The sequence below is a fragment of the Myxococcales bacterium genome, assembly GCA_016716835.1.
Lineage (GTDB): Bacteria > Myxococcota_A > Polyangia > Haliangiales > Haliangiaceae > JADJUW01.
Genome location: JADJUW010000002.1, coordinates 311,835 through 337,264 on the forward strand (window position 1 = coordinate 311,835; position 25,430 = coordinate 337,264).

General features: G+C 61.3%; 28 protein-coding genes. 12 read left to right on the forward strand and 16 right to left on the reverse strand.

Features of this window, described 5'->3' with window-relative positions; all coding sequences use genetic code 11:
- Positions 1 to 11: 11 nt before the first annotated feature.
- Entirely contained in the window at positions 12 to 227 is a 216-nt protein-coding gene (locus IPL79_16185; protein MBK9072516.1) for a hypothetical protein, read from the reverse strand.
- Between the two features lie 57 nt (positions 228 to 284).
- Between IPL79_16185 and IPL79_16190 the strand changes: the two genes are divergently transcribed.
- Positions 285 to 947, forward strand: coding sequence for a DUF2200 family protein (locus tag IPL79_16190; protein ID MBK9072517.1), 663 nt, complete (start codon positions 285 to 287; stop codon positions 945 to 947).
- 30 nt (positions 948 to 977) lie between these two features.
- On the opposite strand, the gene IPL79_16195 is transcribed toward IPL79_16190, so the two are convergent.
- The 4 genes from IPL79_16195 to IPL79_16210 form a co-directional block, all read right to left on the reverse strand.
- Positions 978 to 1,697 carry a hypothetical protein gene (locus tag IPL79_16195; protein MBK9072518.1) on the reverse strand — a complete coding sequence of 240 codons (720 nt, stop codon included), beginning with the start codon at positions 1,695 to 1,697 and terminating at the stop codon, positions 978 to 980.
- A gap of 267 nt (positions 1,698 to 1,964) precedes the next feature.
- Entirely contained in the window at positions 1,965 to 2,183 is a 219-nt protein-coding gene (locus IPL79_16200; GenBank protein MBK9072519.1) for a hypothetical protein, read from the reverse strand.
- 33 nt (positions 2,184 to 2,216) lie between these two features.
- Positions 2,217 to 3,248 (reverse strand): hypothetical protein, encoded by a 1,032-nt coding sequence (locus IPL79_16205; protein MBK9072520.1) that lies wholly within the window; start codon positions 3,246 to 3,248, stop codon positions 2,217 to 2,219.
- A 298-nt stretch (positions 3,249 to 3,546) separates the two neighbouring features.
- Complete coding sequence (locus tag IPL79_16210) at positions 3,547 to 3,843, reverse strand: hypothetical protein (protein ID MBK9072521.1); 297 nt, start codon at positions 3,841 to 3,843, stop codon at positions 3,547 to 3,549.
- Positions 3,844 to 4,464: 621 nt separating this feature from the next.
- Here IPL79_16210 and katG point away from each other — a divergent pair.
- A complete protein-coding gene (gene katG, locus IPL79_16215; GenBank protein ID MBK9072522.1) occupies positions 4,465 to 6,687 on the forward strand; it encodes a catalase/peroxidase HPI in 2,223 nt (740 codons plus the stop codon).
- 47 nt (positions 6,688 to 6,734) lie between these two features.
- On the opposite strand, the gene IPL79_16220 is transcribed toward katG, so the two are convergent.
- Complete coding sequence (locus IPL79_16220; GenBank protein ID MBK9072523.1) at positions 6,735 to 7,385, reverse strand: hypothetical protein; 651 nt, start codon at positions 7,383 to 7,385, stop codon at positions 6,735 to 6,737.
- Positions 7,386 to 7,466: 81 nt separating this feature from the next.
- Between IPL79_16220 and IPL79_16225 the strand changes: the two genes are divergently transcribed.
- Positions 7,467 to 7,721: a hypothetical protein gene (locus tag IPL79_16225; protein ID MBK9072524.1), complete on the forward strand. Its 255-nt coding sequence runs from the start codon at positions 7,467 to 7,469 to the stop codon at positions 7,719 to 7,721.
- Positions 7,722 to 7,746: 25 nt separating this feature from the next.
- On the opposite strand, the gene IPL79_16230 is transcribed toward IPL79_16225, so the two are convergent.
- Complete coding sequence (locus tag IPL79_16230) at positions 7,747 to 8,310, reverse strand: hypothetical protein (protein ID MBK9072525.1); 564 nt, start codon at positions 8,308 to 8,310, stop codon at positions 7,747 to 7,749.
- 387 nt (positions 8,311 to 8,697) lie between these two features.
- Here IPL79_16230 and IPL79_16235 point away from each other — a divergent pair, with 387 nt between their 5' ends.
- From IPL79_16235 to IPL79_16245, 3 genes are read left to right on the forward strand one after another with little or no spacing between them, the layout of a single operon-like run.
- A complete protein-coding gene (locus tag IPL79_16235) occupies positions 8,698 to 9,114 on the forward strand; it encodes a helix-turn-helix transcriptional regulator (GenBank protein ID MBK9072526.1) in 417 nt (138 codons plus the stop codon).
- Entirely contained in the window at positions 9,095 to 9,925 is an 831-nt protein-coding gene (locus IPL79_16240; GenBank protein ID MBK9072527.1) for an SRPBCC family protein, read from the forward strand. The genes IPL79_16235 and IPL79_16240 overlap by 20 nt, the downstream gene beginning before the upstream one ends.
- A 45-nt stretch (positions 9,926 to 9,970) precedes the next feature.
- Positions 9,971 to 10,393: an SRPBCC family protein gene (locus IPL79_16245; protein MBK9072528.1), complete on the forward strand. Its 423-nt coding sequence runs from the start codon at positions 9,971 to 9,973 to the stop codon at positions 10,391 to 10,393.
- 26 nt (positions 10,394 to 10,419) lie between these two features.
- On the opposite strand, the gene IPL79_16250 is transcribed toward IPL79_16245, so the two are convergent.
- A complete protein-coding gene (locus IPL79_16250; protein ID MBK9072529.1) occupies positions 10,420 to 11,025 on the reverse strand; it encodes a PilZ domain-containing protein in 606 nt (201 codons plus the stop codon).
- Between the two features lie 338 nt (positions 11,026 to 11,363).
- On the opposite strand from IPL79_16250, the gene IPL79_16255 reads away from it, so the two are divergent.
- The gene (locus IPL79_16255; GenBank protein MBK9072530.1) at positions 11,364 to 12,917 is read left to right on the forward strand and encodes an NAD(P)/FAD-dependent oxidoreductase; all 1,554 of its coding nucleotides are present in this window, start codon (positions 11,364 to 11,366) and stop codon (positions 12,915 to 12,917) included.
- A gap of 4 nt (positions 12,918 to 12,921) precedes the next feature.
- Here the strand turns inward: IPL79_16255 and IPL79_16260 are convergent, their stop codons facing one another.
- Both IPL79_16260 and IPL79_16265 read right to left on the reverse strand, forming a co-directional pair.
- Positions 12,922 to 13,566, reverse strand: coding sequence for a hypothetical protein (locus tag IPL79_16260; GenBank protein ID MBK9072531.1), 645 nt, complete (start codon positions 13,564 to 13,566; stop codon positions 12,922 to 12,924).
- 123 nt (positions 13,567 to 13,689) lie between these two features.
- On the reverse strand, positions 13,690 to 14,712 hold the full coding sequence (locus tag IPL79_16265) for a hypothetical protein (protein ID MBK9072532.1): 1,023 nt from the start codon (positions 14,710 to 14,712) through the stop codon (positions 13,690 to 13,692).
- A gap of 130 nt (positions 14,713 to 14,842) precedes the next feature.
- Between IPL79_16265 and IPL79_16270 the strand changes: the two genes are divergently transcribed.
- Entirely contained in the window at positions 14,843 to 16,729 is a 1,887-nt protein-coding gene (locus tag IPL79_16270; GenBank protein ID MBK9072533.1) for a fibronectin type III domain-containing protein, read from the forward strand.
- Between the two features lie 379 nt (positions 16,730 to 17,108).
- Positions 17,109 to 17,579 carry a hypothetical protein gene (locus IPL79_16275; GenBank protein ID MBK9072534.1) on the forward strand — a complete coding sequence of 157 codons (471 nt, stop codon included), beginning with the start codon at positions 17,109 to 17,111 and terminating at the stop codon, positions 17,577 to 17,579.
- A 14-nt stretch (positions 17,580 to 17,593) separates the two neighbouring features.
- Here IPL79_16275 and IPL79_16280 read toward each other — a convergent pair whose 3' ends face one another.
- The gene (locus tag IPL79_16280; protein MBK9072535.1) at positions 17,594 to 18,964 is read right to left on the reverse strand and encodes a T9SS C-terminal target domain-containing protein; all 1,371 of its coding nucleotides are present in this window, start codon (positions 18,962 to 18,964) and stop codon (positions 17,594 to 17,596) included.
- A gap of 3 nt (positions 18,965 to 18,967) precedes the next feature.
- A complete protein-coding gene (locus tag IPL79_16285; protein ID MBK9072536.1) occupies positions 18,968 to 19,321 on the reverse strand; it encodes a thiol reductase thioredoxin in 354 nt (117 codons plus the stop codon).
- A 99-nt stretch (positions 19,322 to 19,420) separates the two neighbouring features.
- Between IPL79_16285 and IPL79_16290 the strand changes: the two genes are divergently transcribed.
- Positions 19,421 to 20,242 carry a sigma-70 family RNA polymerase sigma factor gene (locus tag IPL79_16290; GenBank protein MBK9072537.1) on the forward strand — a complete coding sequence of 274 codons (822 nt, stop codon included), beginning with the start codon at positions 19,421 to 19,423 and terminating at the stop codon, positions 20,240 to 20,242.
- Between the two features lie 152 nt (positions 20,243 to 20,394).
- On the opposite strand, the gene IPL79_16295 is transcribed toward IPL79_16290, so the two are convergent.
- Together IPL79_16295 and IPL79_16300 are read right to left on the reverse strand one after the other, a co-directional pair.
- Positions 20,395 to 21,363 carry a DUF1554 domain-containing protein gene (locus IPL79_16295; GenBank protein ID MBK9072538.1) on the reverse strand — a complete coding sequence of 323 codons (969 nt, stop codon included), beginning with the start codon at positions 21,361 to 21,363 and terminating at the stop codon, positions 20,395 to 20,397.
- A gap of 23 nt (positions 21,364 to 21,386) precedes the next feature.
- Positions 21,387 to 22,613 carry a glycosyltransferase gene (locus IPL79_16300; GenBank protein MBK9072539.1) on the reverse strand — a complete coding sequence of 409 codons (1,227 nt, stop codon included), beginning with the start codon at positions 22,611 to 22,613 and terminating at the stop codon, positions 21,387 to 21,389.
- 548 nt (positions 22,614 to 23,161) lie between these two features.
- Between IPL79_16300 and IPL79_16305 the strand changes: the two genes are divergently transcribed.
- Complete coding sequence (locus IPL79_16305; GenBank protein MBK9072540.1) at positions 23,162 to 23,575, forward strand: hypothetical protein; 414 nt, start codon at positions 23,162 to 23,164, stop codon at positions 23,573 to 23,575.
- Positions 23,576 to 23,628: 53 nt separating this feature from the next.
- Positions 23,629 to 24,372, forward strand: a complete 744-nt coding sequence (locus tag IPL79_16310) for a hypothetical protein (protein MBK9072541.1) — start codon at positions 23,629 to 23,631, stop codon at positions 24,370 to 24,372.
- Here the strand turns inward: IPL79_16310 and IPL79_16315 are convergent.
- Both IPL79_16315 and IPL79_16320 read right to left on the reverse strand, forming a co-directional pair.
- On the reverse strand, positions 24,369 to 24,872 hold the full coding sequence (locus tag IPL79_16315; GenBank protein MBK9072542.1) for a hypothetical protein: 504 nt from the start codon (positions 24,870 to 24,872) through the stop codon (positions 24,369 to 24,371). The two genes, IPL79_16310 and IPL79_16315, sit on opposite strands and share 4 nt — an antisense overlap.
- Positions 24,869 to 25,321 (reverse strand): DUF302 domain-containing protein, encoded by a 453-nt coding sequence (locus IPL79_16320; protein ID MBK9072543.1) that lies wholly within the window; start codon positions 25,319 to 25,321, stop codon positions 24,869 to 24,871. Before IPL79_16320 ends, IPL79_16315 begins: the two co-directional genes overlap by 4 nt.
- Positions 25,322 to 25,430 lie beyond the last annotated feature (109 nt).

Genomic DNA, 25,430 nt, shown 5'->3' on the forward strand with positions numbered 1-25,430 from the left:
AGCGTAACAGCCTACGGTGACTGGAGCCACAGCGCGGCGCTATCGGCAATGGTATCGCCGACGCCGCGCGCAGGTCGTCCAAGCAGCCGCGCCAGGGTTGGATCGGTCGTCGCGCCCTGGCCGAAACGGAGGAGGAAATGGAGGATCGTTTGCACGTCGATCCAGTTTATGGGCGCTGACCCGGCGGGGACGTAGATGCTGTCATCCTCGCGTCGGTCTGTTAGCACGAGTCACTTTTTGTCGGCGGCGCTGGGCGCAGCTGTGTAAATCAATAATCATAAGGCATGGCCGTCGCTTCTAAACGCAAACCAGTCGCCACACCCAAAGCCCGCGCCGTGCGAAAGCCCGCGCCCTCCACCAAGCCACATCGAATTTACTCAATGAGCGTTGCGAGCGTGTACCCGCACTACGTCGCCAAGGCTGAAAGGAAAGGGCGCACAAAGGCCGAGGTCGACGACATTATTCGTTGGCTCACGGGCTACACCCAGCGCCAGCTCGATGCCCATTTGCAGAAGAAGACCGCCTTCGAAGCATTCTTTGCCCAGGCCGCGGGGATCAATCCGTTGCGTCACCTAATTTCCGGTGTGGTGTGTGGGGTTCGCATTGAGAATATCGAAGAACCGCTCATGAAAGAAATTCGCTATCTCGACAAGCTCATTGACGAGCTGGCGGCGGGCCGATCTATGGAAAAGATTTTGCGCAAGGCGGATGCGATCACGCCGGGGGTGCCGAAGAAATCGAAGGCGCCCATGGCGCAAGCTGGGCGCTTGCCAAATATTGGTGCACCCGCCACGCGAGCGCTTGCGGCGCTGGGGGTGACGACGACAGCGCAAGCGGCAAAGTATTCTGCGCGCGAGCTGCTCGCCTTGCACGGGTTTGGGCCGAGGGCGCTTGCCATACTCGAACGTGAATTGGCGGGCATAAAGCGATCGCTTAAGAGGAACTAGGATTTGTCGCGGTGCAGCCTGTGCGCGCGTCTACGGCGTCGGCGTCAGCGTGATCTCTACGTTGCGATAGTAGAATCTCGAGTCCGATTCGAACCCGGAGTGGGTCGATAACGAGATCAGCAAGGTGCCATCGGCGGCGGTTTCAATCTCGATGGGATCGCTGGTGCGCGTCTCTAGCGACCATGGGTTTGCATTGAAGCAATCGGTGCCGGCGGTGCCAATGTCACCCGCAAGTCCACAATTTCCCTCTCGACTGCCAAGTGGCAGGCGCCAGTGGTTTAGATTGTCTACGATGCGCACGTCGGCATCTGGATCTGCGGAGGCGCAGAGCGCCGGCCAGACGCCATCAGGACCACCGCCCACGCCGGCGCAACCGATTGGCGCATTGGAGTAAAACGAGAAGGTTGAGGTGATCGTGTATGTGGTGCTTGGCGCTAGCCCAGCGGAGGCGTCTAGCGACCAAATTAGGTTTGAGTCGATGTCGTCAGAGTAGTTGAAGGCGTAGTACTGCAGCCCTCTCCCCGTCCCGACGTCGCTCGGCAGGTCGACCAAGCCGACGTCGATTTGGTATTGCTCTTCCGCGCCGACCGGGTAGTCGGACATGATGAAGGTTAGGTGCTCAGGTTGCTCCAACATCGACGAAAAATCAACGGTCAAGACGAGCGGATCACTAGGAGGCTGGTTGGAACCTCCGCCACATGAGGCTGGTACGGCGAAGAACAGTGTAGTTAAGAACAGATTGGTTCTCATGCCTAAACCTTAACCAGTGGTTGCGTCTCGAGACAATACATTTTATTCGTCTATGTAAATACATGCACTTGCGTCACTTTGTTATGCACCATATATTGAAATGGCTAAGGTTTGATGGTTGCCTTGGTCATTACTTAGCTGCAGCAGAGCGACCGCAACGTTGGGGATGCCACTCCTCTCGCGGGGGCTCAGTCTCGCCTTAGGCGGCATGCGTTGTCTGGTGCTCGAGCTCAATGCTGGCAATGTCAAGCTTGGTAAACGCAAAGGTTACCGTTCATTGCCGCGTTTGAAGTTGCCCGTCTTGCGCGCAATGATGAGTTGAACAATTTGCTCGTCGCCGTTGGCTCGCGCTGCGCGAATCTGCTCCGCCGCTGGGCCAACCAGGGTATCGACCAGGCGACCTCGGAAGTAGATGTGAACCGCCTCGCGGCTGATCACCGCGGTGAAGGGCTCGTGTCCTAGCTTGCCGCGCTTGTCGATGGCCATGATGAATCACGCGGTTGTGAATGCAGTGCTAACTTACGGCACTTCGACGAGGCCTGAAATGAACCGCGACCAATCTGCGACGTGGTCGTCACCCGAATATTCCTCTGGCTTCATGCCGAGCGCTTGGCCGCGAACCAGCGAAAGCGGCATGATCGCATCGTTCGCAGCGCAGTATTCGCCACCGATGAACTTGCCGTTTTTTGCTTCGAGCACGTAGCGATACGTTGCGTCAATGATTTGGCCATTGAGTTGCATGTAGCGGACGGCCGTCGTCACCAGATAGACCGCGTCGGCATTGCTGTTGGTGCCGTAGCCAGGCGCACCCGCGCTGTCGCTGCCTTGAAGGCAGGCGTTCGCGGCTGAGCCAGTCGTTTCGGCCATGGTCGATGCAAACGACAGAACCGGGTACGTCATGACTAGGTCATAATTAGTTTCATGAGGCATGCCCACCACGAGTGGCCCGCGGGCGTGCACGAAGCTGTTGGCAAGCGCAATGTGGAAGACGCCAGCGTTCACGGCGCCGGGGAATCTGCCCCCATAGCGGTTGTCGCCCTTGATCGCCGTCGACGTTGCTTCCGTGGCGCGCAGCGCGCTAAAGAAGAGGCTTCGCGGCGAATACGTTTTGTCGTTTATGGCGTCGTAGACCGGGTGCAGCGGCATCGGCAGCAGCTGCGTTCCCACGGCCCAGGCGAGGTGTTTTTCGTTGTAGATCTCGATGCGCTGCTCGCCCCGCGGATCCTGTCGAGAGTAGTCACGCGGTGGCGGCGTCGTGCCAGCGAAGTTTTCAGCCTCCCAAGCCGATGGCGTGCCGGGCGCATACGAGGCGGGGTCCATATCCGCAAGGGGCAGCGGCATTGGCGTGTTGGGGGCATACTTTGGCAAAATCCAAAGGGGCGTGACGTGACTGCCCGCTTGCGCAAGGTCAGCGACGGCCGTGACGATGCTGTCGGCGCCAAATAGGGCCTGCGGCGAATTGGTCGCCGACCACGCTCGTTTATCTTGGTCTTCGGTGCCGTCCCCAGATCCGCTAGGATCGAGACAACCGAGGGCGGTGGTAGATAGCAAAGTGAGAAGTGTTGTTTTTATTGGTGTGTGCATGGGAACTACACATGCAAGCGCTGTTCCATACACAATCGTCTGTAACCTGCGGATAGCATTGTGCTTGTGGCGGGGAAATTCCGAGCCTGGCGACTTCAGTCCCAGGGATACGCCCATGGTTCCGCATTTATTGCGAGGGTCGGTTTCATGCCGAACCCTGCAAAATTTCAGAACGCGCCCTAAACTCAGTGCGTGCGTTCGTTATCCGCACTATTCGCCGCTCCGACAACTGCAGCCGCCAAAATGTGCACTACCTAAGGGGTCCTTAGCCGTCGTTGGTCGTTTCTTGCTGCCAGACGCAATCTCCAGTGCGGCGGCACTCCGCTTCGCTGAGCCCGGCACAAGCGAAATTGCAGATTTCGCCGTTTTCGGTGATTGACTCGCAATGCGCAGGGATGGTGTGAGAGTCGCCACGGCGCCAAAACCAGCCACCATTGCCGGTATCAGTTTGCGCCTCTTCTGTCTGCTCGAACTGTGGGTCCTCATTGTCAAGACCAACACAGGCCGTCATCGAAAGGGCACTCGCAAGTATCAAGATAATCAAAGCATGTTTTCGTCGCATTATTGGGATTCTCCTTGGTTCGAAGGCGAAGTACGTAGTGGCCGTTTTTATATGCGCCATAAATGCCCATAGCTACCGAAACATTCTTAACTTATTGAAGGCTGGTATGAGGCCTCGCAACTACGTCCTCTCCGGTCACGGCATGTTACTCAGGCATTGGCTTGCCGATGCCACCTGGCACAATAGGCCGGCTATTTGCCTGCGCCAGCGCCGACACCTAGCGCCTTGGTTGGCGCGTAGGACAGGGCTCACAGGACTGTGTACTTCTTAGGTTAGGTATCAAGACCCCTTAGCTGATGCCATTCACGCGACCAGGGCTTGTTGGGATAGGCGCATGGACCCAAATCCGACATTCTTGCCCCAATGCCACAGCTGCCTCGCTGGTATTAATTTCTTAGCTCGACCCGTTTCGCTGATTATGCCCGATGCCAGGCGGTTCGGGTAACGCGTAAATCAAGGCCGGCACGTGTGCTTGAGACAGTGCATTTTCCCATCGGGGACATGCGGTTGCTGAATCGCTCTCCCGACAAGCATCGTGGCGTTTGGAGGTGCGCTGGTCTACTTTTGCTGGTGTGTACGCCTAGGGCGTGCGGCGCGCGCAAAGTGGAGGTATAGAGCGGCATGAGCGATTCAAAGCAGCCAGCGTCGAAGTCACCGGCAACCGCGGGGACTTCAGTTAGCACCCATGCCAGCGGGGGTAAGTGCCCGGTGATGCATGGCGGCAATACCAACGTCGACATGGCGCACATGGGTTGGTGGCCGAAGGCGCTGAATCTCGACATCTTGCATCAGCACGATCGCAAGACCCAGCCGCTGGGCGAGGGCTATAGCTATCGCGAGGCGTTAAAAAAACTCGACGTTGCGGCGCTTAAGCGCGACCTGCACGCACTCATGACCGACAGCCAATCGTGGTGGCCGGCCGATTGGGGGCACTATGGCGGCTTTTTTGTGCGCATGGCGTGGCACGCTGCGGGCACGTATCGCATTGCCGATGGTCGCGGCGGCGGCGGTGCCGGCAACCAGCGCTTTGCGCCGATGAGCTCGTGGCCCGACAACGGCAACCTCGACAAGGCGCGGCGGCTGCTTTGGCCGATTAAGAAAAAATACGGCAACCAAGTTAGCTGGGCCGACCTCATGATCTTGGCCGGCACCATCGCGTACGAGTCGATGGGCCTTAAAACCTTTGGCTTTGGCTTTGGTCGCGAAGACATCTGGCATCCAGAAAAAGATGCGTACTGGGGCGCCGAAAAAGAGTGGCTCGGTTCGACGCGGTACGACGGCGACGATCGCGCCAGCTTGCAAAACCCGCTCGCCGCGGTGCAGATGGGCCTAATTTACGTAAACCCCGAGGGCGTTGGCGGCAAGCCCGACCCGCTGCGCACCGCGCAAGACGTGCGCCTAACCTTTGCGCGCATGGCGATGGACGACGAAGAGACCGTCGCGCTCACCGCCGGCGGTCACACCGTGGGCAAGGCGCATGGCAATGGCGATGCGAGTCGGCTGGGGCAAAGCCCCGAAGGCGCCGAGATCGCCGAGCAAGGGCTTGGCTGGCGCAATCCGGCCGGCAAGGGCTGCGGCCGCGAGACCGTGACCAGCGGCCTTGAGGGCGCGTGGACCACGCATCCGACCCGGTGGGACAACGGCTACTTTGAGATGCTGTTTGGGCACGAATGGGAGCTAAAGAAAAGCCCCGCCGGCGCATGGCAATGGGAGCCGTTGAGCATCAAAGAGGAAGATAAACCCGTCGACGTCGAAGATCCTACCATTCGCAAAAATCCGATCATGACCGACGCCGACATGGCGATGATCAAAGATCCGATCTACCGAAAAATCTCGGAGCGCTTTCACAAGGACCAGGCGTATTTCTCGGAGGTGTTTGCGCGCGCGTGGTTCAAGCTCACGCATCGCGATCTGGGGCCCAAGGCGCGCTACCTCGGGCCGGATGTGCCAGGCGAAGACCTGATCTGGCAAGACCCAGTGCCCGCCGGCAGCACCACGTACGATGTTGCCGCGGTCAAGGCGCGCATCGCGAGCAGCGGCCTGTCGATTCCCGAGATGGTCGCGACCGCGTGGGATAGCGCGCGCACGTTTCGCGGCTCAGATAAGCGCGGCGGCGCCAATGGCGCGCGCATTCGCTTGGCGCCGCAAAAGGATTGGGCGGGAAATGAACCAGCTCGTTTGGCGCGCGTGTTAGGCGTGCTCGAGAGGATTGCCAAAGCCACCGGCGCCAGCGTCGCCGATGTCATCGTGCTGGCTGGAAATGTCGGCGTCGAGCAGGCGGCGCGCGCTGCGGGCGTTGAGGTCGCGGTGCCATTTGCGCCAGGGCGTGGCGATGCGACCGCCGCGCAAACCGATGCGGCGTCTTTCGCGCCGCTCGAACCGATTCACTACGGCTATCGCAATTGGCTGGCGCAAGATTTCGCCGTCAGCGCTGAAGAGCTAATGCTGGATCGCACGCAGCTTATGGGCCTGACCGCGCCGGAGATGACGGTGCTGGTGGGCGGCATGCGCGTGCTCGGCGCCAACTACGGCGGTGCCAAGCATGGCGTGTTCACCGATCGCGTGGGCGTGCTGAGCAACGACTTCTTCGTCAACCTAACCGACATGCGCTATGCATGGGTGCCGACAAGCGGCGGCATTTACGAGGTGCGCGAACGCGCCACGGGCGCCGTGAAGTGGACCGCGACGCGGATCGATCTGGTCTTCGGTTCGAACTCTATCTTACGCGCTTACGCCGAGGTCTATGCGCAAGACGATGGCAAGGCGAAGATGGTGCACGACTTTGTGGCCGCGTGGAGCAAGGCGATGAGCGCCGATCGCTTCGACCTCGCCGCGCGCGCGTAGCCGCATGCATGACGCGCACGCTGGCCTGCGACGATGGCTCGCTTCGGCTATTTCTTGGCCGGCTTCAGTGGTTTGACGACGAGCGACCAGTGTCGGCGGTAGCCGGTATTGTATGGGAATACTTCGAGCCGGTTGACGACATCAAGTGATGTCGGGTCATAGCCGAGCTTTTTTAGCGTTTGGTAGACATCATCTTGGTCTTGCTCGTGGATGACGTGCGCGAGCAGCTGGGCTTGCGACAGGGTAGGGTTTTTGTCAAAGAGCTCTTCCATCTGTTCAATGATTTCATCGGCGATGCCGAGGCGAAGTGGACCCTTTGGCTTGCTTCCCCGTTTGGCGACGCCTTGCCAAATGGTCGCCGAGAGCGGCGAGACCGTGCCTAAGCCCGGCACCGTGACGCGAATTCCTCGGCGGAAAATATATGGCGATAAGGAGGATGCCTCGCCGGGCTCGTCGGCTGATACGGCGCTGGATGGGTCGCGGAAGAAGCCTGCATGGAGCGTTTCGCCAGCTGCCAGGCGCACGTTGCCTTTGGTGATCTTGATTTCAAGGTCGGTACCGGGGCTTCCGTATATCGATTTGCTGCGGACGATCTTGCCGACCGCGCTGACGCCAACACCTGGCCCTTTGGGGCCCGCGGTCGTCTTTCTCGGCGCCGCATCGGCAGCGCCCGACAGCAATGCGCAGCCAAGTAGCATCGGCAGCAATGTGAAACTAAATTTTTTTTGCATACCTGGGAAATTAGCAATGCACGTGCCAGGCCTAACACGGCGCTAACCATGCGGATTCAAATCCTCGTTGCGCTTGGGTTAAGGGGATACACGACACTAGCGGCTATTTCGCATGCCGGCGAACTGGTCGACGACAGCAAACACAACTGGCTGTTGCAAAGGCTTATCATAGCGGCCGGCGAGCTGCTCTCGGCAGCGATGCGGCGGCAATGGAAGGCGACGGTGTGGCCGCGTGGCGTGGCGCCAGGTGAGGTGAGTGACACCGACGCATGCAAGCTGGTTGCGGCGCGCGGGCGCGGTTAATTAACCACGGTGAATGGAAGCTAAACTATTTCTGCTTGGCCGGCTTCAGCGGCTCTACGATGAGATATCCAAATTTTTGGTACCCGGTGTCGATCGGGAAATCCTCAAGACTGTCGACTATGTCCAGTGACGTCGGGTTGTAGCCGAGCTTGGTCAGTGTTTGGTAAACATCGCCCTGATCTTGTTCATGGACGACCTGCGCAAATAGCTGGGCCGGACTCAGCCTCGGATTTTTCTTATAGAGGGCTTCCATTTGCTCAGTTATTTCATTATCGAGGCCAAGGCGAAGCGGCCCCTTTTGTTTGGTGCCTCGTTTGGCGAGGCCTTGCCAGATCGTCGCCGATAGTGGTGAGACCGTCCCAAGGCCCGGTACCGTAACGCGAATTCCTTTGCGGAACGCATCGCCGTTCACGTGCGATGCTTCACCGGACGCGTCTGCGGTTTTTTCGCTGGTCGGGTCAATAAAATAGCCGGCACCGAGAGTTTCCCCTTTCTTCACGCGCGCATTGCCTTTCGTGATCTTAATATCTACGTAGGTGCCACTAATGCCCCTGGCTATGCTTAATTTGCTAGGGACAATCTTGCCCACCGCGGTGACGCCTATGCCTGGCCCTCGTGGCCCTGTCGACGTCTTTCTTGGCCCGGCATCAGCGGAGCCGATCAGCACGGTGCAGCCGAGCAAGGCGGGAACCAATGTGAGACGTAGTTTAGTTAGCATACCGGGCAAATAAGCAATGCGAGTGCCAAGCCGAACGCGGCGCTAACTAGGCGGATTAAAATACTAGGTGGGCTTGAGTTAAGGGGACGCGCGACACCAGCGGCCAATGCGTTTGCCGCAACGACGGGTGATTCACCTGCCGTCGCGGTCGGCGCGGCGCGGCGCGACGATGACGTGGCGAGGCGTCGGGTCCCGCACGCGCTTGCTTTTGTGGGGCTAACATGTTACTAATTGGTTAATTAACTAATTGGTAAAGTAATGACTGACCCTCTCAGCTCGACCTTCGCGGCGCTGGCCGACCCAACGCGGCGCGCCCTCCTGGCGCGTCTTGCCAAAGGTGAGGCCAATGTGTCGAGCCTGGCCAAGCCCTTTGCCAAATCGATGAGCCTACCGGCGATTACCAAGCACCTCAAGGTGTTGGAACACGCAGGCCTGATTCGCAAGACCAGGGACGCGCAATGGCGAAACTGCACGTTGCGCGCCGCGCCGCTTAGGGCCGCCGCCGGCTGGATTGACGACTACCGCCACCACTGGGAGCAGCGGCTCGACCGGCTCGGCGACTACCTTGCCCAGGTGCAGTCGGCGCAACCATCACCGATGCCTACAGCACGCCTGCAAAATCTGCCAAAGCCAACAAAAGCCAAAGGAAGCCGCCATGCCCGCCAAGCCAAATGAAATTGTCCTCACCCGCGTCTACGACGCGCCGCTTTCGCTGATGTGGGAGGTTTGGACCGACCAGGCTCATCTTGAACGCTGGTGGGGCCCGCGCGGATTTACGATTGCGACCCAGCACAAGGAGATTCGGCCCGGCGGCAAATGGATATTCACGATGCACGGCCCTGACGGCGCTGATTACCCCAACCAGATCACCTACCACGAGGTGGTGCCGTTTGAGCGTCTCGTCTACGATCACGGCACCGACGAAGCACGCCCCAAGGCATTTTCGATGGTGGTGACCTTTGCCGAAGCCAAGGGCAAGACGACGGTCTACATTGCGATGGCGGTAGCCACGCCCGAGGCTGCGCGCGAGATGGCAAAACATATCAAGCGGGCCAACGGCACCTCCACGTGGGATCGGCTTGGCGAGTATCTCGAGCACAAGGCCACGGGCGCGGAGGTCTTGTTGGTAACCCGATCATTTGCGACCGATGCTAAGACGTTGTTTGCCATGTGGCATGCGCCAGCGGACGTTGCCAAGTGGTTGCCGAGAGGGGGCGCCATCACGGCGTCTGACGCGGGCGAAGCGGGCGAAGACGGCTGGGCGCGGTGGTCCATCACGACGCCAGCTGGGACAATCGCGCTGCAAACCACTGCGACCTTTGCGGCCGAAGGCGGAGATGCCGCCCGCGTGACTTTAAGATGTGCGATCGCTGGTGAGGTCACGGCCGAGGCGCGCGAGGCCTTCAGCGCGCAAAAGCGGTTCATGAACGAAGCTTGGAATGATGCCTTTGATCAGCTCGACGTCCTGCTGGCGCCGAGGTCGTAAACCGCGGCTTGTGTGATATGTATTCGCCCACGAAAGGATTACGTCATGTCAGCACCTACAAAGATCACCATCGAGGCAACGGTCATGGCGCCTGCACCGCGCGTCTGGGCGTGCTGGACGGAACCCGCGCATATCACGCAGTGGAATTTTGCATCGCCCGATTGGCAGTGCCCGCGCGCCTCCAACGAGCTTGTCGTCGGCGGCAAATATGTCGCGCGCATGGAGGCCAAGGACGGCAGCTTTGGCTTTGACTTCGAGGCGAGCTACAACGAGATCGTGACGCACGAACGACTGACCTACACCATGCCAGATGGTCGCGTGGTGAAGACAACATTTGAGGCGATAGGCGATACCACCAAGGTGACAACGGTGTTTGACGCCGAAACGATGAACTCCGCCGACATGCAGCGGGATGGCTGGCAGGCGATTTTGAATAACTTCAAGGCCCATACCGAGGCGGCTCGCTAACGTCAGCGCTGTCGGCGTAACGATTTCTAGAGCGCGGCAATGATACGGCGCAGCGTGCGCGCGAGGCGCAGTTCGCTGGCGCCGGTGTTTAAAAACTCCGCGCCGATGATGCCGATGCTTTCGTTAGCGCCCGCGTCCGCCCTTTTTTGATACACGATACGAGCCTTGAGCTTAAAACGATTTTGGCGTCCCGGCACCTCAAGGCTAAGCGGGAGATGTTTCGCGGCCGGTGGCAGCTCGCCAACCAGCGCCGCGCCACCGACGCTGATGTCGCGCGTGGTGAGCGGGTAGTCCCGGCCACCGATCCTCGCGGTCATGTGGAGCGCCAATGGTAAGCGCTCGTGGCGACGCTGCGCTGCCGACGGTGCCGTCCCCAAGGCCGTCTCAAACGCCAAGGCCGCATCGCGCGAGGCTTGCGGCAAATACATCCAAATGCCGCGGCGACGCGGCGGCGTGCCGCCATTGCTTTGGGTTGCCAAAACGCTAGCCACGACGACGACGGCACGCGGCCACTCAGGCCGGCGCAAGGCCAGCAAGAGCACCTCGCCGGCCGTGAACGCTCGTGAGGTGGCGATGAATACGCAGTCATCGCCATGCGCCGGCGGGATTGCGGTCAGTTGCAGCCGCTTCACCGCGGCCTCAGGCGAAAGGGGGGGCTCAAACGGAACAAAAACATATGTCAGTTTTTAATGCAATCGGCAGGCCACCGCGCCCAAACACGGATTCAGCTAGATGCGACCGCGTCGGCTCAAAAAACTGAGGCGCATGTGATGATCTGGATCCACCTAGGGTGTGGCGACGCGACCACGGTCACAGCGAAATGACGCGGCGAAAATGGCGTCGCGAAAGCACTTAAGGCCGTTCACCTTTAGGCTTAACGTCGGCGGGCTGGTGCAAACTTGCGCGGACCGCGTAAAGCGCCTTACCGTCGCGCGGCGTTTGACCTATCAGCCGCAAGGAGCAAGGAACCATGTCACTACCCTCAACGACCGATGTCCTCGTCATTGGCTCGGGCCACAACGGCCTGGTCGCCGCGACCGTGCTGGCCCGCCGCGGGCTCAAGGTGCTCGTGGTCGAAGAAAAGCCCATCATCGGCGGCGCGACGCGCACGGAAAAGGTGTTTAAAAAGGCGCCCAACCTCGGCATCTCGTCGGGCTCTTATTTGCTCGGGGTCATGCCGCCAGAGGTGATTGGGCTCATGGGCGCGAAGATCGAGCTCATCCGCCGCGATCCACACTATTTCTTGCCAACGCTCGATGGCCGCTACCTCATGTTTGGTTCGGACAAGGTCGCGATGCGGGAGCAGTTTCTCAAATTCTTTTCCGCCAAAGACTGGCAGGCCAACGAGGCGTTGACGACGGAGATTGGACAGATCCGCGACGACCTCGCGCCAAGCTGGCTGCAAGCGCCACTTTCGCTGGAGGCGACGGCCGAAAAATATATTCGCCCCGCGCTGCGCGAGGTGTTCATGAAGCTCGTAACGCAGCCGTGCGAAAACTATATCGCGCGCTTTGGCTTTGAGAGCGAATTGCTGGTGGCCATGTATGCGGTGACCGATGGCTTCTCGGGGCTGTCGGCATCGTTCGGCACCGCGGGCACGGGCATGAACTTCTTGGTCCACAATATGTGTCGACTGCCCGGGTCAGATGGCACGTTCATGATCGTCAAGGGCGGCATGGGCAGCATCAGCACGGAGTTTGCGCGGCTGGCGCGCGAAGCCGGGGTCGAAATCATGACGAACACGGGTGTCGAGCACATCGTCACCACGCAAGGCCGCTCGACGGGCGTGGTGCTCAAAGATGGCCGCGAGATCCACGCCAAAACCATCGCCTGCAACGCCGATCCCTTTCGCCTGCGCAAGCTCGTGGGCGAGGCCGCGTTTCCACAAGAATTTAACCAACGCCTCGATTCGATGAAGCGCTTTGGCACGACGATGAAGGTCAACCTCGCGCTCGAACGCCTGCCGACTTTTACCTGTCTGCCGGAAAATCGCGGCCAGCACAACGCAACCATCCACTTGCTCCCCGGCGAGCCCGATGTCATGGGTCAGATCAAGCGCGGTTTTGCCGACGTGCAGGCCGGTCGCCTGCCGCAGTTTCCAACCATCGAATGGTACATCCACAGCCAGGCCGATCCGTCGCTGAGCGATGAACAGGGCCGCCACAATTCGGCGTTCTTCGTGCAATGGGTGCCCTATGAACTGAGCGGCACCACCTGGGACAAAGAAATTGACGGCTACGTGCAGCACCTGCTCGGCATCGCCGAACGCTATGCGCCAGGTCTAACCGCGAGCGTCGTCGAGGCCTCGCCGCTGACGCCCAAGGGCATCGAAGAGCAATTCGGCATTACGTACGGCCATATTCATCACATCGACAATACGTATGGCTTTGACCAGCGCTTTCCTTACGCCACCCCAGTGCAGGGGCTGTATTCGTGCAGCGCCGGCACGCACCCCGCGGGCTCGGTGGTTGGCGCCGCGGGCCACAATGCGGCGCAGCGCATCTTGCAAGATATGGGGCTGTGACCGCCTAGAACTCGTTGTCCGTCGAGGCGGTGAGCAAGTCGGCGATCTTTACGCCGTCGCTGGCGTTGGCGGGCACCGTGTACGACGTGCGGTTGTGGGTGAAGATGACCGCGCGCCCGAGGCGGCGCGATAGCTGCGCGGCCTTGACGATGGCGTCGTCAAGATGCACACCGCCCTCGACCTTCATCTGGCGAAATTTGCCGCCACGCGGGTTGCCAATGGCGTGCCTTAGCTCGCCTCCGGCCAACGCCGGCATCGCTCGCCCCGTCGTTGGTTGCTTGGCTTGATAGTGCGTCAGCTCAAACGACTTGCCAAGGCCAAGCCAGGTTCGCTTAAACGTGCAGGTTGCGACATAACCGTCGTCTTGTCGCTCCTGCACCTTGATCACGCGATTATTGCGGCGAAACGCCGTGAAACGCTTGCCCCTGACCGGCTGACCATCGGCGGCGAGCACGCTGGCGGCGGCGGCTTTGGCGCCGCGCAAGCCGAGCACAGGCTGGCGGTTCGTGGTCGTGCCGCTGGCAACCTTGGCTTTGCCAACGTTAGGGGCGGCGTTGGCTGCTTGGCTCGAGACGATGCCGCTAGCGAGCAAGAGCGTCAGCGCGCTGATGATTGGCAAAATAAGGCAGTTAAATTTTTTGTCGGACATAATAAGATAAAACAATTCAAGATGCGTGCCAGTCGCGGGTGGGGCGCAAACGGCTGAATTCCGACAAGTCACGGCTCACCTGGCAGGCGTGGGCGCCAGTGACGTGGGGTATGCAGACGCCGCTTATGGCCGCCAGGCACCGTCGGCGAAGACCTGCGCGTCGTCGATCCACACCTTGTCGGTGACAGGAAAAACGTCGATGTGGTAGCGGGTTTGCTTGTGGCGCAGGCCGGGCTTTTTAAATACGCCGTGCTTAGCGCCGAGCGAGAGATGCACGCCACATACGCGCTCAAACGCGCCAATGTCGCCCACGAGACGCTGCGGCGAAAACGCGCGGTTGAGGCCAAACCCAAGCTCGCGCACCATGATGCTGCCTTCATCGTGGCGAATTTGGTCGAGCACGGCGTCAAATACTGGCACCGAGTTTTGCACGTCGATGACCTGGCCATCGTCGATCACCATGGTGATCGGCGGCGTTGCCGTGTTGACGCGAAACTCTAGATCAGAAAAGACGTAGATGCGCACGGTGCCGCTCACCCGCGCTAGATCTTGCGCCTCGGTGAAGACCTCGCCGATGGGGTACATGCCGCCGACGGTATTGAGGTGGCGGTAATCGCCGGTATTGAGCTTGGCGGGCTCGAACGGCGACTCAAACACCAGCCGCGCGCCCGCGCCTTCCACCACCGCGCGCGTTGCGACATCGAGCCGGGCCTTGAGCGCGCTGCCGATGCCGCGATAATAGGCGGGGTCATAGGCGAGCGAGTCTACGTACGTCGCCATCTCGTGCGGCGCCATGCGCGCCAGGCTCGCGTGTTCGATCACCTTTATGCCCCGCTTCATGAGCTCGACGCGGATGCGAAACGATTCGATGCGAAAATTTGTCGACTGAACCAACGCCACCAAATCGCCGGCCACCAGCTCCTCGAACATGGCGAGCAGCTCGGGCGTTTTTATCAAGTAAAACAGCTCGTGCGTCGCGTCGGGCAAGACGTCGCCGTACGCCTCGGCGATGATATCGGTCAGCTCGCACTGCGTGTCCGACAAAACGATGGCGGCGTGGTCGGGCGTGTACTCAAGCGACAGCCCAAGTGTGTCGCGCAGGTGACGGCTTGCGGTGGTAACCAGCTCGGCGTGGAGTTCACTCATATAAGCTCGTTGTTTTCGTCGCGCGCTGCGTTATCGCATTGAACATAGTGAGCTTGTAAATATCTGAATCCACAGAAAAATCTGCGCTGTAATATTGCTGTAATTTGCTTTTGAGCGCTATCGTGCGCGCATGAAGCGCTTGCTCCCTCTATTATTTCTTGCGACGGCCTGTGGTGATAACGGTGCACTCCCTGGCCCGGCCCCCACAAATCCCTTGGTGGCGGAAACCCTCACCGGCCGGCTCGTCTCGCCGACCCAGATCGACCTCTCGTGGACGTCGGAGTCCGAGGGCCAAACTGGTGCCATCATTGAGCGCCGTGGCCCGCACGACGCTGGTTTCACTCAGATCGCCACGGTTGGCGCCAATGTCACCACCTATTCGGACACGGACCTGGTCGGCGGCATGCTGCGCTATCGCGTCCTTACCATTTCCGAGGCGGGGCAATCGCCGCGTTCTAATGTAGCCGAAGTGGCGGTGCCGCTGGCCGCGCAGACGGCGACGCTCTCGAGTGACGTCGCGACGCATGAGGTGACGGTCACATCGCAACCCGAGAACTTTAATTTGTCGGGCTCGGTTCGCGAATTTATTACGTTCGCGCCTGGCGCGCCCCTGGGCCTCGCACTGCGCGTGCAAAACAGCACGGGGCGCCCGGTTTTTAACTTGAAAGCGGTGGTCACGTCAGTTTCGGATGGCATGAGCAAGATTGGCATCGGCGCACATGGCAACTTTGCCGGCAGCCCGTTTATCCATTTTGGCAACGCGGGTATCGACATCGGCGCCACGCGTACCCAATACCTTGGCATCTCAGGCTACGACGACACCGCAACCTCGATCGATCTCGAAATCACGCTGGTCGATAGCCCGGTCGTTCTAACCACCGACTCTTACTCCGGTGGCAATCTCTACGCCAGCGACCTTAGCGGCGTGGGCTTTGTGACAGAACTCGACATCAATCAATTTACGTTTGGCGGCAAAGATGGCAACAGCAATACAATGCGAGGCGTCGTTTCGCCTGACGGGCGCTACGCTTATTACGGCCTGCGCAACCAACCCGCGGTCTTGGTCGTCGATTTGACGACGTTGACGCCGATGGTGGGCCCGAGCCTCGTGGGCACGGAGCTGGCGCATGACACGACCGGCGCCGTGGGCATGACCCGTGCGGTGACGATGTCGCCCGACGGCATGTACCTGTACGTCACGCTGATGACGGAAATGCATGCGTATGAGTGCTCGACGTCCTCATACGACGGCACTGAGCAAGGCGATATTAAGGACCCGGCAAGCATCGGGACCATTGAGGTCGTCAAGCTCGATCGCGCCACCCTGGCCGAAGTCGACCGCGCGGTGCTCCTCACCGGCGTCAGCGAGGCGCAGGGCCGCGAGCTGACCTTGTCGGCCGATGGTAGCCGCGGCGCGATTGCTATCAAGGTCAATGACGAAGGGTATGGCGTGCCGGCCGAGCAGGTGCACGGCCGCTTTTTTGTCATCAACACCAGCGACATGTCGATCGTCGACGGCGACGACGCCGCAGATTTTCAGTCCTTTGACGTATCGGCCTACAGCGCCAAAGTCTACGCGGCGACCATCTCGCCCGATGGCACGTCGGTGTACGTCCTGACCACGAGCGACGACTCACCGTTGGTGAATGTCGAAATTGCGACCGGGACCGCGACACCTGTCGATGGTCACGGACTAAGTGGCGATCTGTACACGAAGAATCTGACCTTTGGCCCTGATGGCCGCCTCTACTGGATGGACTATTACGTTGGTGGCCATATCTTTGCTCCTGGCGCCTCGGCAACCGAGGGCACCTGGACGCATGGCCTTGATACCAACGTGCGCGACATCGCCTTCATCCCCTCGACGCTTCAGTACGTGCATTTTCTGTTCAACGACAGCTCCGCCAAGGTCTATGACCTTGCGACGGATGCCTTGGTTAACAGCGAGTCTGACGATGAAGCGGCGCGTTGGATTGGGAACTTGGCAGCGCACTCGTCCTTAGTAACGCCGTTCTAGTCGCTGGCACCGTGAACAAAAATTGCGCCTTTGCGGCGACCATGTTGGCGCTTGCGGCCGCCGCAAGCTGTGGCAGCGCAAAGTCGGCGCAAGAGGCGCCTGCCAGCCTCGGCACAGGAACCGTTGAGCTCTTCGTAAACGGTGCGGCCGTGGCGACGGCGCGGCAGCAGGATGTTCGGGGCGTGCAGGCGCTTGCGACCTGGTTGCCGGTGGGCGCGCAAGATCCGGCGATGTGGCAATGGTTAGGCGCCACCTCAAAGCGTGACGCAAAGTTGAACTTGCCAACCCCGCTAGGCGCTACGCCGAGCACGATTTTGCCTTATTTACCGACACCGCCGGCCAGCTCGCTTTGGGCATTTTTCGCAAGCCGGTCGCGGGCATGTCCGCCGAAGACCGCATCGCGTACGCCAAGCCCGTCATGGCACTCGGGGATGCCGCGCGCATTGAGGTATGGACCAAGCCAATCCCGAGCGACGAGATCGCGGGCTATGCCCTGGTCGTGCGGACCGCGTCGGGCGAGGTCGAGCTCACCAAGCGCGAGCTCGAGGTGCTGCCTCGCGTGCCACTCGGCGACGAGGTTGGCCCGCGCGAGCGAGCCCCGGGCGAGAGCAACCGCGACCGGCAGAAGGCTTCGGGATGGCGGTTGCAAGACGTCATGGCGGCGGCGAAGGTGGCTGGCGCCACGACCGTGATCGTCGTCTCGGCAAACAAGCAGGAAACCACGGTTGATGCGGCCAACAGCACCCTAGGTATTAATCGACGCGGCTTGTTTTCGGTTTACACGCTGCAAGCGGGTGGCAAGATTGAGCGTCTGCGCAACGTCATTCGACTTGAGTCGCCCCAGCGATAAGTTGAAATTTTCGGCTACGGCGCGCTGGTAAGCGTGACGCGAAAAAGGCGCGATGACGCGATGCTGGCGTCGACGACGTCGCTGAAGAAAACGTTTGGCGCCGAGCTCTCGATGCCGCCGACGATGTAGCCAAGCTCGAGGCCGGCCGGTGGCAGCGGCAGCGCAGGCACGGCGATGATGCCGCGCGCGGTACCAGCTAGATCAGGATTGGGTACAAATTCCGCGCTGGCACCGAGCAGCGCCGGCATCTCGCCAATGACAAACTCGCGCATGCTGCCATCAGCCCCGCGCGTCACCATGCTGATGGTGTTGACAAAGGGCACCGCCGAATCTTCCGTGAGCGTGCCGTCGGCGTCGTAAAAAAACTGCGCCATGCCGCCAAAGAACAGGGTGTGCATCTCGCCACGCTGCGCGTCGTGCAGCGGCGCATGCGCGCTGTGGTAGTGGCTGAGCAGTTGCTCAAAGCCGGGCACGAGCTGATAGCCCTCGGCGTCGAAGTCGACCGCGGTCAGCCATGGCACGTCGCGGTCTTGTTGAAAGACGCCGGAGAACATGGTGAAGCCGTGGCGGCCGTCGGGAAAGATTTGCGGAACCAGGTTGTAGTCGCGGCGATGCAGCGCGGCCGCGTCGTGCCAGGCGGCGTAGCCCGTGATGGTGAGCGTTGTACCATCGTCGCTAATGCCAAATCGGCGAATCTCATCGGTATACGCTTGGGTAAAGCCTGGCCCGTGGCTGGGTCCCATAGGGTTATAGCGGCCGGTAAAGCGCTGGCCGCCGGCGAGATAAAACACGTCATCCTGCTCGCCGAGATAGCCGCCGGTCACCGCCATGCGTTCGTCGGCGAGTTGGCGCACGTGCGGCGCCAGCGGGTCGCCAGCGATGATGGCGTCGATGGCCGCGGGCACGTCGATCGCGGTGAGGTAGGGATGAGTCATGTGATCGCCTGCCTCGGCGTCGTAGCCATAGCCGCCGATGATGTACAGCGTGTCGTCGCGCTGGACGAACTCCATATTGGTCGACTGCAGCTGCGACGCCAGCGACGGCGCCAGCGAGGTGACCGACTGCGACCACACCGTCGACGCCACGGGGTCGACGACGTAGGCGGTGGTGTTGTTGTCGGCGGCGAGAAAGGCCTCGAACGGCCGCCGCTTGTGCAAGCCGTCTTTGCGGCCGCCGAGCAAGAGCCATTTGCCGCCAGCCTCGCCCAGGACATAGGACTGCAACGCCGGCAGGCCGGCGAGCGGTACCGGGGTTAGCGTAACCGCAAAGGCGCCGGCGGCGGGCGGCGGAAACGGCGCGGGCCCGGGGGTGGATTTTGTTGCGCAGCTTGCGGCAACGGCCAACGTGGTCGCGAACAAAACGGTGAGTCGTGGGAGCGTTGTCATGGCTTAGGCCGCCTCGGTGCGGCGAACTTCATCCATATCGAGCGCCTTGACCTGCGCCACGAGGTCGTCGAGTGCGGCCGCTGGCAGCAGCCCAGGTTGCGCGTAGAGCAAGATGTCGTCGCGAAACACCATGAGCGTGGGAATCGAGCGGATCTGCAGGCCACCCGCGAGTACCGGCTCGGCTTCGGTATTGCACTTGCCCCACGTAATGTCGGGGTGGCGCGCCGCCGCGGCCTCAAACACCGGGGCAAACGCGCGACACGGCCCGCACCACTCGGCCCAAAAGTCGATGATCAAGATGCCGGGGCGTTCGACGTGTTGGTCAAAATTGGCGGCGGTGATTTCAACAGTTGACATGGTTGGCTCCTTCTTTCGCTAGGTATGAGCCACGGGCCGCGCAAAAGGGTTCGCAAAATCGGCGGCTCCTGTGATTTTCGCGTGATAACGTGGGGTTGCGTGAAGGACGTGGATTCGCTCAATCAACAAATCGCCAAGGCTAAGGCCGGGGATGTCGCGGCCATGGAGCAGGTCTTACTCGCGCTGGCGCCGGCGATGCGCCGCTTTGGCCTGCACATGTGCCGGCATCGGCAAGACGCCGAAGATGCGCTGCAAGACGCGCTTTTGGCAGTTGCACGCCATCTGCCGACTTTTGATGGCCGCGCGTCGCTGTCGAGCTGGGCATTTGCGATCACGCGTTCGGCGTGCGCGCGCCATCATCGCGGCGATGTGCCGCATGCGGCGGCGGCCGTGCCCGCGGCCGAGGCGTTGGGCGACCTCGCCGACGCCTCGCCATCACCCGAGGCGCAAGTGGCCGACCTCGAGCTATCGCGCGAGCTCAGCTCGGCGCTGACGCATTTGCCAGCGGAGCAACGCGAGGTGGTGTTGCTGCGCGATGTCGAGGGCCTGACCGCGCCCGAGGTTGCCGCGGCGCTTGAGATTTCGGTCGAAGCCGTCAAGAGCCGTTTGCATCGTGCGCGCGCCGCCTTGCGCGAGGCGTTGCAGGCAGCGTGGGGGCAGCCCTCACGCGCGCCGGCGACGGCCGTTTCGCCGCCGCCATCGACATGCCCCGACGCCGTCGCGCTGTGGTCGCAAAAACTCGAAGGCGATCTAAGCGCGCGCGATTGCCAAACCATGGAGGCGCACCTCACAAACTGCGCCAACTGCCGCGCGACCTGCGACGACTTGCGCAAGGCCCTCGGTGCCTGTCAGGCCGCGGGCGATGCCGCCGTCTCGCCGGCGATCATTCGTCGCGTGCGCACGGCCCTCGCCGCTCTCTAAGGGTTCTCTAAGGGTCACTCTCGGCCCAAAATTCAAAAGCTATTTCATATAGTTAACTACGCTACTGCGTGATCACGTTCAAGCGAATGTGACTACGCAGCACCGAGTCTAATACTCGGTAATTACAGACTAATCGGGAGGCGAGAGTGACCCTACTGCTCGACGCAATAGAAGCGATACGCGGCTTGGCAGCTGAGGGTGGTGTCGTTGGTCCACGCGGTGGTGCCTGATGACGAGTAGCCGCCGGTGCCGGTGTCGGTCTGCGAGCCCGAGGTCCAGTTGACGCAGGTTGCCGTAGATGCCGTGCCGTCACCGTTAGTGCCGGTATAAACGAATTCATTGCCCCTGATGGTGCCGCTTTCATCGGTCGCAATCGCAACCGAGATGCCATCGATTAGATCGCTCCAGTTGGTCGCGACTAGCAGCGGCTGGCCAGCATCGAGGCGATAGTACGGGCCATTAAAGTGGGTCAGGCGCGAGGCGGCCGAGGCGGTGCCCGAAGACAACCACGCCTTATAAGTGCCAGTGATATTCGCCGTAGCGGCTAGGTTGTTGCAAATCGCATCGGCGGCGGCAAGTCCCGTGAGCGCGCCCGACGTAATGCTGCCAGTCGTCGTCGTGCTGGTGATAAACATGCGCTTGGCGACGACGCAGGTCGCGACGTCGCACATGGCACCTGGCGCGCAGTCAGCGTGCGTGGCGCAGGTGGTCTCGCAGGCGACGCCGTCGCCGGGGCAGGCAAATGGCGCGCAGGCCTGGGAGGTGGTTGGTTCGACGCCATCGGTTGGGCAGTCAAACGACGCGCCGTCGCACGTCTCAACGGTGTCGCAGGTATCAACCCCTGCACGGCATGGAGCGTCGACTAGCTTGGGCGCACAGGTGCCATCGCTCCCGCCGGTGGCAGCGGCGCTGCAGCTGCCGCACGCGTCTTCGCAGGCGGTATCGCAGCAAACGTCGTCGACGCAAAAGCCGCTGTCGCAGGCGTCGCCCGTGCTGCAGGCGTCGCCAAGCTCGCCGGGCGGAGGCGGCGTCGCGGAACTGCCGCCGCACGCACTGGTGAGGCCAAGCACGAGGCCGAAGAGCAACATGGCGTGATGTAGATAGTTTGGCTTAGTATTCATTACCGACAAATTCTAACATCGGGTCACTTGGATTTCGCTGCCAGCGCTTCCAAAACATCGACCGCTGCGTTTGGTCCACCCGCCTTGCGAAAGCCTTCGGCGACGCGCCGTGCGCCGGGTGCGCATTCGATGGCGGCGTAAATGGCGCGGCGGAGCTTGACGGGTGCACCGTGCTTGGGAGCGATGCGCGTGCCGGCGCCGGCATGCGTGACGTGTCGCGCCACCTCGAGCTGATCGCGGCCAAAGGGCATTACGCAAAGTGGCACGCCGGCCGCGAGCGCTTTTTGCGCGATGCCCATGCCGCCGTGGCAAACGACGACTGCCGCTTCGCGCAACAACGGGCCGTGCGGCAGAAAGCGTTCGACGCGGGCGTTGGCCGGCGCGCGAAAGGTTGCCGGATCGAGCGAGGCGGTGGTGGCGACGACGCGCACGGGTTCATCGGCGAGCGCCGCCAGCGTCGCCTCGATGATGCGCCCATCGTTTTGAAATTCGGTCGAGCAGGTGACGAGGACGAGCGGGCGCCTGTCTGCCTCGGCGCTCGCCTCGGCGCCACTGGCATCTGGCTCCCACACGCCGGGGCCGACCAAGTGCACGCCCTCTGGCCAGGCGCGCGCGTACTCGAACGGCTCGGCGGTGTAAGAGATGATGGCCCGCGGATTGGTGGCGAACTGGGCGACGTGACGAAAGGCCGGCACGCCGGCGGTTTGGCGCAAGCGATTGAGGCCGGGAAGCGCGCGGTCGTACAGCTTGTTGACGACCGCCCACAGCAGGCCGTCGCGCATCCGGCCGAAGAGGCCGCGCATCGGCGAAAGGCCAAGCCCCCAGGGTGGGGCGCCGGGCGCGCGCACCGGCAGGAAATACGGCGCAAACACCGCCCACGGCAGGCGCGAGGCCTCGGCAACGGCGGCGGCGCCCCAGCAGTTGATATCGGTGTACAAAACGTCGGGTTGTTCGAGATCGATCGCAGCGCGCAGGTCGGCGAGCTCGTGCTCACCTCGATCGACAAAGGTCCGGCAGGCGGCAAGCAGCGCGGCGGGCGGCGAGCTTGCTTGCCAATCGTCGATTTCGCGCGCCTCAATCACAGGCGCGATCGGCGCGGCGCTCATACCCGCGGCGGCCATGCGATCGACCTCGGCGGCGAGCGTGCGGACGGAGACCATGTGACCGCGGTCTTGCCAGGCCTTCAGCGTCGGCATGAGGGGATATAGGTGCCCTCGCGCGGGCGAGGTGTAAACGAGCAACTTGGCCATGTGGATACCTTGGTTAGCGCAGAAGCGACACTGGCGGGGCGCACCTCGCCGGAAATCGGCCTGGCATGGATATGCTGTCGTTAGATAACTGAGATCGTGCCCGCTACACCTAGCGATAGAACGACCGAGGACAGAACACCCCAACAGGAGCGATACGTCGGAGCCCGTTGTCGTCAGCGCCGTGACAGTAGTGCATCAGGTTGAACCCTTGCGCCCATGCCTTAGGCCCCAGGCGTTGGGAGCTCGATGGCACGCAAATTGCTGATTGCATGGGTATGAGTCGCGCCAAATACCTATCCGCTTTGCCTTTGGTTTCTTTACTGGTGGCACAGACCGTGCTCGCAAGTCCCCGTGTAAACCCGTCAAAAAGGGCTCCCAGGTCAGCCATGAAATTCCCTGCTAAACCAGGCGAAGTCGTAGGTGCTCGAGGAATGAAGGGAAAGGTTGCCAAGTACACGACGTCATTTGGACGTTGGACCGTAACGAGCAACGATCACTATCGACGTGGAATACAAACTGACAAAACGTGGGTCGACGTTAAGGCAACCATGACGCTTAAGGGCAACGCGCATGAATTCGAAGACCAAGGGCTTAACGAGGGCACGACCCTGGAAGCGAAACACTCGAACGGCATGATAAAGACGCGAACTCGAGCGTCTGGCAAGGTGAGCACTAAAATGTCGGTCGAAACACTGAAACATTCACCGGAAGAAATTGCCCGTCAGGTCGGCAATTTGCACGGCGGCGGATTAGAGATCGCCTTTAAGAGCCCCGGCATATTCTTCAGCCATTATTGGTACGCTCACTTCGATCATGCTCCATCAGCTGCTGAGATCCGTACGGCAATTACAACTAAGCAAGCCGAATTAGCGGCATACGACGCACGCTTGCAAGTAAAGGAACGAAAGGACAATACCGCCACATGGCTACCCCATTGGTCGCGCTCGTGGTTTGGCCTATAAAGAAGCCCGCAGAACAAAGGTCGGCTTTGTCGATATAAGGTAAGCATCTACCAATGGATGCCGTGACGATGAACACTTATGTGGTATCGGGACACGAGCCCGCACCCGTGGCGCCGACGCGCAGCCTTGCGGGCATGGCGAGCGAACTGCAAACGCTGCGGCTGCTGCCCAAGTTGGCGCGGGCGGCGCCGAGCATGCGCGCCTTGCCGCGTGGTGACAACTCGCTCGTGATTGACATCCCGGGCATGTACGCGCCCGAGGTGAGCATGGCGCCCCTGCGGGCCTTTTTGCGCCGGCTTGGCTATGACGCGCGCGGTTGGGGCGTCGGGTTTAATCATGGCCGGCCGGGGCGCGACATCGAGCGCCTCAGCAGCGCCCTGCATCAGCTCCGCGCGCGCGATGCACGGCCAATTCACCTAATCGGTCAAAGCCTCGGTGGCGTCATCGCCCGCGAGATATCGCGTCGCGCACCCGAGCTCATCACCACCGTGACCACGTTTGGCACGCCCGCGATTGGCGGTCCCACGTTTACCCTGGCGGCCAAGGCGTTTGGCCAAGAAGAGTCGCAGCGCATTGCGCAGCAGTCGGCGGCGCGTGATCGCGACCGTCCGATCGAAGTGCCCGTGCTCGCGATGTTTAGCAAGCGCGATGTGGTCGTGCACTGGCCCGCCTGCCTCGATCACACCTCGCGGCGCGTCGTGCATGTCGAGATCGATTCGCCGCACCTCGGCATGATCTTTGATCCTGAGGTCTGGCGCCACACCGCACTACACCTGGCAGCCGTACCGCGGCGCTAGGCGGCCGTGACCTTGGCAAACAGCACCACCTGGTTCTTGCCGAAGCGTTTGGCGCATTTGGGACACGTCGCGTAGAAGTAGTAGATCTTTTCAAGCGTCTCGCCCTTGGCGGCGACGAAGGTGCGCATCTCGGCGTTCCATTTGCCGATCTGGCTAAACGGACCGTCGAAGACCTTTGTGATAAAGGTTCCTGACAGCTCGGCCATCGACGCGCCGGGCACGTCGCGGTCGGTCGCAAAATATACGTCGGCACCCCATAGCGAAACCTCGTCGGTGAGCCAGATGGGCTCCTCGGGGTAAGCGGCCGCACGTTCGATGGCTGCCTGGCTGCGCGTCATCACCGCGCCATAGTTGAGCGGGATATGAAACAGCGACCGTACGTGGTCCTTGAGAAAGCGCTTGTGTTGCCACTCATGGCGCTGGCCATCCCAGCGCGCCACGTTGAGCCGCGCGCAGCAACCGGTTTCCGAGTTGTCGTACTTTGTTTCAGCGAGCTTCAAGGGGTTCCTTTCCGCGAGTCGTCGGCTAAGGGCACCGGCGTCGCCATCGCGGCCAAGACGCGGTCGAGCCGCTCGCCGACGTCGCGCGCGACCTCGGTGAGTGCTGGCACTTGGCCGCCCGCGCCGAGCGTTTGGACCGGGTCGATCGCGCCCACCATGGTCTTGCCGGCATCGGTTTCGAAGAGCACGACATTGCACGGCAGCAGCACCCCGACGTGGAGGTCGTGCATCAAGGCGCCGTGTGCCAGCTTGGGATTGCACGCGCCAAAGATGCGGTAGCGACGAAAGTCGACGCCGATCTTGGTCTTGAGCGTCGCCTGCATATCGATTTCGGTGATGATGCCAAAGCCTTCGGCCTTGAGTGCCTCGGGGAGCCGCGCCAGCGCGGCCTCAAACGTCAACGCCAGCTGCTTCCAGTGGCCATGGGCAAATTCTCGAGGTGCGGTCATGTGATGTCTCCTTGGGGTTAGTGCCGTGTCCCAGATAACATGAGCCACCCTGCTAGGTCTGACGCCCGATGCCTGCGTTGCTCGTCGGTCGTTTGGAACCACCAAACTC

What these genes read in the sequence shown, in the direction of transcription:
- IPL79_16190 (MBK9072517.1), top strand. Translation starts at nt 285, where the DNA reads ATGGCCGTCGCTTCTAAACGCAAACCAGTCGCCACACCCAAAGCCCGC.
- IPL79_16195 (MBK9072518.1), bottom strand. Translation starts at nt 1,697, where the DNA reads ATGAGAACCAATCTGTTCTTAACTACACTGTTCTTCGCCGTACCAGCC.
- IPL79_16200 (MBK9072519.1), bottom strand. Translation starts at nt 2,183, where the DNA reads ATGGCCATCGACAAGCGCGGCAAGCTAGGACACGAGCCCTTCACCGCG.
- IPL79_16210 (MBK9072521.1), bottom strand. Translation starts at nt 3,843, where the DNA reads ATGCGACGAAAACATGCTTTGATTATCTTGATACTTGCGAGTGCCCTT.
- katG (MBK9072522.1), top strand. Translation starts at nt 4,465, where the DNA reads ATGAGCGATTCAAAGCAGCCAGCGTCGAAGTCACCGGCAACCGCGGGG.
- IPL79_16220 (MBK9072523.1), bottom strand. Translation starts at nt 7,385, where the DNA reads ATGCTACTTGGCTGCGCATTGCTGTCGGGCGCTGCCGATGCGGCGCCG.
- IPL79_16225 (MBK9072524.1), top strand. Translation starts at nt 7,467, where the DNA reads ATGCGGATTCAAATCCTCGTTGCGCTTGGGTTAAGGGGATACACGACA.
- IPL79_16235 (MBK9072526.1), top strand. Translation starts at nt 8,698, where the DNA reads ATGACTGACCCTCTCAGCTCGACCTTCGCGGCGCTGGCCGACCCAACG.
- IPL79_16240 (MBK9072527.1), top strand. Translation starts at nt 9,095, where the DNA reads ATGCCCGCCAAGCCAAATGAAATTGTCCTCACCCGCGTCTACGACGCG.
- IPL79_16245 (MBK9072528.1), top strand. Translation starts at nt 9,971, where the DNA reads ATGTCAGCACCTACAAAGATCACCATCGAGGCAACGGTCATGGCGCCT.
- IPL79_16255 (MBK9072530.1), top strand. Translation starts at nt 11,364, where the DNA reads ATGTCACTACCCTCAACGACCGATGTCCTCGTCATTGGCTCGGGCCAC.
- IPL79_16260 (MBK9072531.1), bottom strand. Translation starts at nt 13,566, where the DNA reads ATGTCCGACAAAAAATTTAACTGCCTTATTTTGCCAATCATCAGCGCG.
- IPL79_16265 (MBK9072532.1), bottom strand. Translation starts at nt 14,712, where the DNA reads ATGAGTGAACTCCACGCCGAGCTGGTTACCACCGCAAGCCGTCACCTG.
- IPL79_16270 (MBK9072533.1), top strand. Translation starts at nt 14,843, where the DNA reads ATGAAGCGCTTGCTCCCTCTATTATTTCTTGCGACGGCCTGTGGTGAT.
- IPL79_16275 (MBK9072534.1), top strand. Translation starts at nt 17,109, where the DNA reads ATGTCCGCCGAAGACCGCATCGCGTACGCCAAGCCCGTCATGGCACTC.
- IPL79_16280 (MBK9072535.1), bottom strand. Translation starts at nt 18,964, where the DNA reads ATGACAACGCTCCCACGACTCACCGTTTTGTTCGCGACCACGTTGGCC.
- IPL79_16285 (MBK9072536.1), bottom strand. Translation starts at nt 19,321, where the DNA reads ATGTCAACTGTTGAAATCACCGCCGCCAATTTTGACCAACACGTCGAA.
- IPL79_16295 (MBK9072538.1), bottom strand. Translation starts at nt 21,363, where the DNA reads ATGAATACTAAGCCAAACTATCTACATCACGCCATGTTGCTCTTCGGC.
- IPL79_16300 (MBK9072539.1), bottom strand. Translation starts at nt 22,613, where the DNA reads ATGGCCAAGTTGCTCGTTTACACCTCGCCCGCGCGAGGGCACCTATAT.
- IPL79_16305 (MBK9072540.1), top strand. Translation starts at nt 23,162, where the DNA reads ATGACGCTTAAGGGCAACGCGCATGAATTCGAAGACCAAGGGCTTAAC.
- IPL79_16310 (MBK9072541.1), top strand. Translation starts at nt 23,629, where the DNA reads ATGGATGCCGTGACGATGAACACTTATGTGGTATCGGGACACGAGCCC.
- IPL79_16320 (MBK9072543.1), bottom strand. Translation starts at nt 25,321, where the DNA reads ATGACCGCACCTCGAGAATTTGCCCATGGCCACTGGAAGCAGCTGGCG.